This window comes from Streptomyces sp. MB09-02B (assembly GCF_033794485.1).
Taxonomy (GTDB): Bacteria; Actinomycetota; Actinomycetes; order Streptomycetales; family Streptomycetaceae; genus Streptomyces.
In genome coordinates this window covers 1-2,957 of record NZ_JARGEE010000686.1, presented here as the reverse complement: position 1 = coordinate 2,957, position 2,957 = coordinate 1, and the positions used below count along the sequence as shown (strand labels likewise).

Sequence of the window (2,957 nt, the reverse complement as noted above, 5' to 3'; positions counted from 1 at the left end):
GGGACGGGTGGGCGCCACGGCGACTGCCGGCGCCGAACTCCCCTGCCCCTGGCGCGACTCGGGGACGCCGTCCGGCGCCCGGTCGTCGGGGCGGGCGGCGGCTCCCCGCACACCCGGCACCCTCTCCCGCAGCTCCGCGAGCCTGCTCGTACCGATCACCGTGGCGCCCATCGTGCCCAGCCCGACGCCCGACAGCACGAGGGCCGCGCAGGTGACCAGGGCCAGCAGCAGGGTGACGAGCCGTTGCCGGGCGCGGCGGGGCGCGGCGTGCGGGCGCCGGACCGGGCCGGACGGGCGGTCGCCGGCGGATTCCCCGCCCGGCATGGGCTTGGGCCGCAACGCTGTCTGTTCCATGGTGGCCACCTCCGGCCGGAGACCTACCCGGGGCACCACGGCACGACGAGCCACGAAAGAGTGAGACTGACGCCCCGTCACATCGAGCATCCAGCGCAGGACGGTCAGCCCGTGTCCGGCGGCTTCCTGGCGACGCTCTTCCAGCCGGAGCCGGCCGGTGACGGCAGCCACCCGCACGCGATCGTACGCGCGTGCGCCCGGGCCGCGGTCGAGCACGCGACCCGGGCGGCGGAGCGCCGGCAGGCGTGACCGACGGACGTCCACCCGGCCGACGAGGACCGCAGCGCCGACGGCTCAGCCGGCGTGCGCCGGGGTGAAGGACAGCACCGGTGGCCGGTCCGGGACGAAGCCATGGGCCCGGCGGGCGAGGAACTCGGGCTTGTAGCGGTCGACCTGCCGGTGCCAGTTGAGGATGCCGGACATCCAGTTGCTCAGGTCGGTCACATAGCCGTCCATGACGGTGCGCGCCTCCTGGGACAGCGCGAAGTCGTCGTAGACGACCGGGAGTTCATGGGCGACGACATGCTGGAACTGTCGCATCCGCTGGGTCATCAGGTCATGGATCACGCCGAGCGCGGTCGGGTAGTCGCAGCCGAAGAAGTTCTGCACGACGAGGATCGCGTTGTGGACCTCGCCCTCGTACTCGATCTCCTTCTGGTACGAGAAGACGTCGTTGATGAGCCAGCCGTAGTCGATGGCCGCGTTCTCCAGGGAGCGGACGGGGCCGCTGCGGTAGACCTCGGGCGGGATCCGTGGGCCGTGGCCCATCCGGCACAGGCTGAGGGTCATGTCGGAGCCGAAGGTGGCGCGCCGCATCTCCAGGTAGTCGACCGGGTCGGGGATCCGGTTCTGGATCTGGTTGAACACCTCCCACACCCAGCTCTCCGTCATCTTGTCGACGGACTGCTTCAGGCCGCGCCGCTCGTCGGGGGTCATCGTCGCCGTCGTGCGGGCCCAGAGGTCGACGAGGCCCCGTTCCATGCCGTTGACCGGGACGGGGACCGGCTCCCCGTCGACGGGCATGCAGTCGGAGAGCCGGGCCGTGGTCACACGTGCGGCGGCGAGGTCGCGGCGGTGGCCGAAGACGAGGGGGTAGTAGTCGTCGCCGTAGGTGCCCCAGGCCAACCAGGCGGAGCTGAGGTCGAGTTGGTCGGGGGTCGCGTCCGGGTCGAGGCCCGCCGAGCAGAGCGGCAGGTCGGCGGCGGCGAGCCGCTCCTCGTCCCAGACGCCCTCGCTCAGCATGCCCATCGCGTGCATCCACGCGGTGAGGCGAGGGCGGGCACCGTCCAGGTGCGGGCAGAGCTCGACCTGGAACGGCATGTGGAAATCGGGGAGTTGCGAGGGTCCGACCTTCTGGTACGGCACATGGGTGTGGGCGCGCAGCCGTTCCGCGGCGGCGGTCGCGAGCAGGGCGCCCACGTCGGCGGCGGAGGTACCGAAGCCGGGCTGGGCGAGGAGGGCGGGGCCGGAGAGGACGGCGCCGCCGAGGTCGAGCGGGCCGCGCGCCGATTCGGCGCCCTGGTTCATGTACCGGCTGGACCGCATGTGCCACTCGTGGCCGCCGGACTGCCAGTCCTGGAGCCCCTTCGTGTACGCCGCGACGGCGGCGACCTCGGCCGGGGTGAGGCCCTTCTCCAGCGCCAGAGCGGGGACTTCGGTGAGCGCGGTGTTCTCGAACTGGTGGAGCCGGGAGGTCAGGATGTCGTTGACGGTGTCGGCGGCCTGCTGGGTGCCGCAGCCGAAGAAGGTCTCCAGGACGAGGACGCCGTTGCTGTTCTCCCCCTCGTCCTCGACCTCCCGCTGGTACGAGAACAGGTCGTTGCGCAGGTGGACGGCGTCGGAGAACGTCTCCATCAGGACCCTGAGCGGCCTCGCCCCCGCGACGGCGGCCGGGACCTCGGCGGTCGCGTACTCGACGAGACCGGCCGACCAGGGCGCGCCGCCGACCTTGCGGCGCATCTCGATGTACTCGACCGGGTTGGCGATCCGGCCCTCGTTGATGTTGGACAGCTCCCACATCGACTCGTTGAGCAGGTGCTCGGTGGAGACGGCGAAACGACGGCGCCAGTCCATCGACATCGACGGCACCGTACGCGCCCAGAGGTCGGCGAGGCCCGCCTCCACCGGGTTCCGCGGCTCCGGTACGGGGGTCGCGAGGTCCAGCGGCATGAAGAGCGGTAGCCGGTCGAGGTGGGCCTTGCCGCCGAGGCGGTCCTGGGTGCGCTTGTAGAGCTCCAGGAAGTGGTCGTCGAAGAAGAAGACCCACACATACCAGTCGGTGATGAGCGAGAGCGCCGGACCGTCGCAGTCGGGGTGGGTGTACGCGCACAGCAGACCGTAGTCGTGCGCGTCCAGGTCCGCCTGGCACCAGACGCCGGAGCCCTCCAGCATGCCCATCTCCCGGGCCCACGCGGAGGAGTGCGCGCGGGCCTCTTCGAGGTGCGGGTTCAGCCGCGCGGGATACGGCAGGTAGAAGTGCGGGAGTTCGAACGGCTGCGTCATGGCCGGGGCCCTACCCGTGGCCTCCGGCCGGCATCCGGATGGGCGCAGATGATCACACCATCGCGTGAACCTTGGGTTTTTCGCCCCCGCCGCCCCTACCC

The 2,957-nt window shown here is 71.5% G+C and carries 2 protein-coding genes and 1 pseudogene; 1 reads left to right on the top strand and 2 read right to left on the bottom strand.

Translation table 11 applies throughout. The features are described from left to right. Positions 1–354, bottom strand: a pseudogene (locus P1P70_RS42830) (hypothetical protein); the annotation flags it as partial. A gap of 111 nt (positions 355–465) precedes the next feature. Here P1P70_RS42830 and P1P70_RS42825 point away from each other — a divergent pair. Beyond that, positions 466–603 carry a hypothetical protein gene (locus P1P70_RS42825; protein WP_319247644.1) on the top strand — a complete coding sequence of 46 codons (138 nt, stop codon included), beginning with the start codon at positions 466–468 and terminating at the stop codon, positions 601–603. 45 nt (positions 604–648) lie between these two features. On the opposite strand, the gene cyc2 is transcribed toward P1P70_RS42825, so the two are convergent. Beyond that, positions 649–2,856 carry a germacradienol/geosmin synthase Cyc2 gene (gene cyc2, locus P1P70_RS42820; RefSeq protein WP_319247643.1) on the bottom strand — a complete coding sequence of 736 codons (2,208 nt, stop codon included), beginning with the start codon at positions 2,854–2,856 and terminating at the stop codon, positions 649–651. Positions 2,857–2,957 lie beyond the last annotated feature (101 nt).

Bases quoted from the DNA above. Each gene is read 5' to 3' on its own strand.
- cyc2 (WP_319247643.1), bottom strand. From the start codon at position 2,856: ATGACGCAGCCGTTCGAACTCCCGCACTTCTACCTGCCGTATCCCGCG.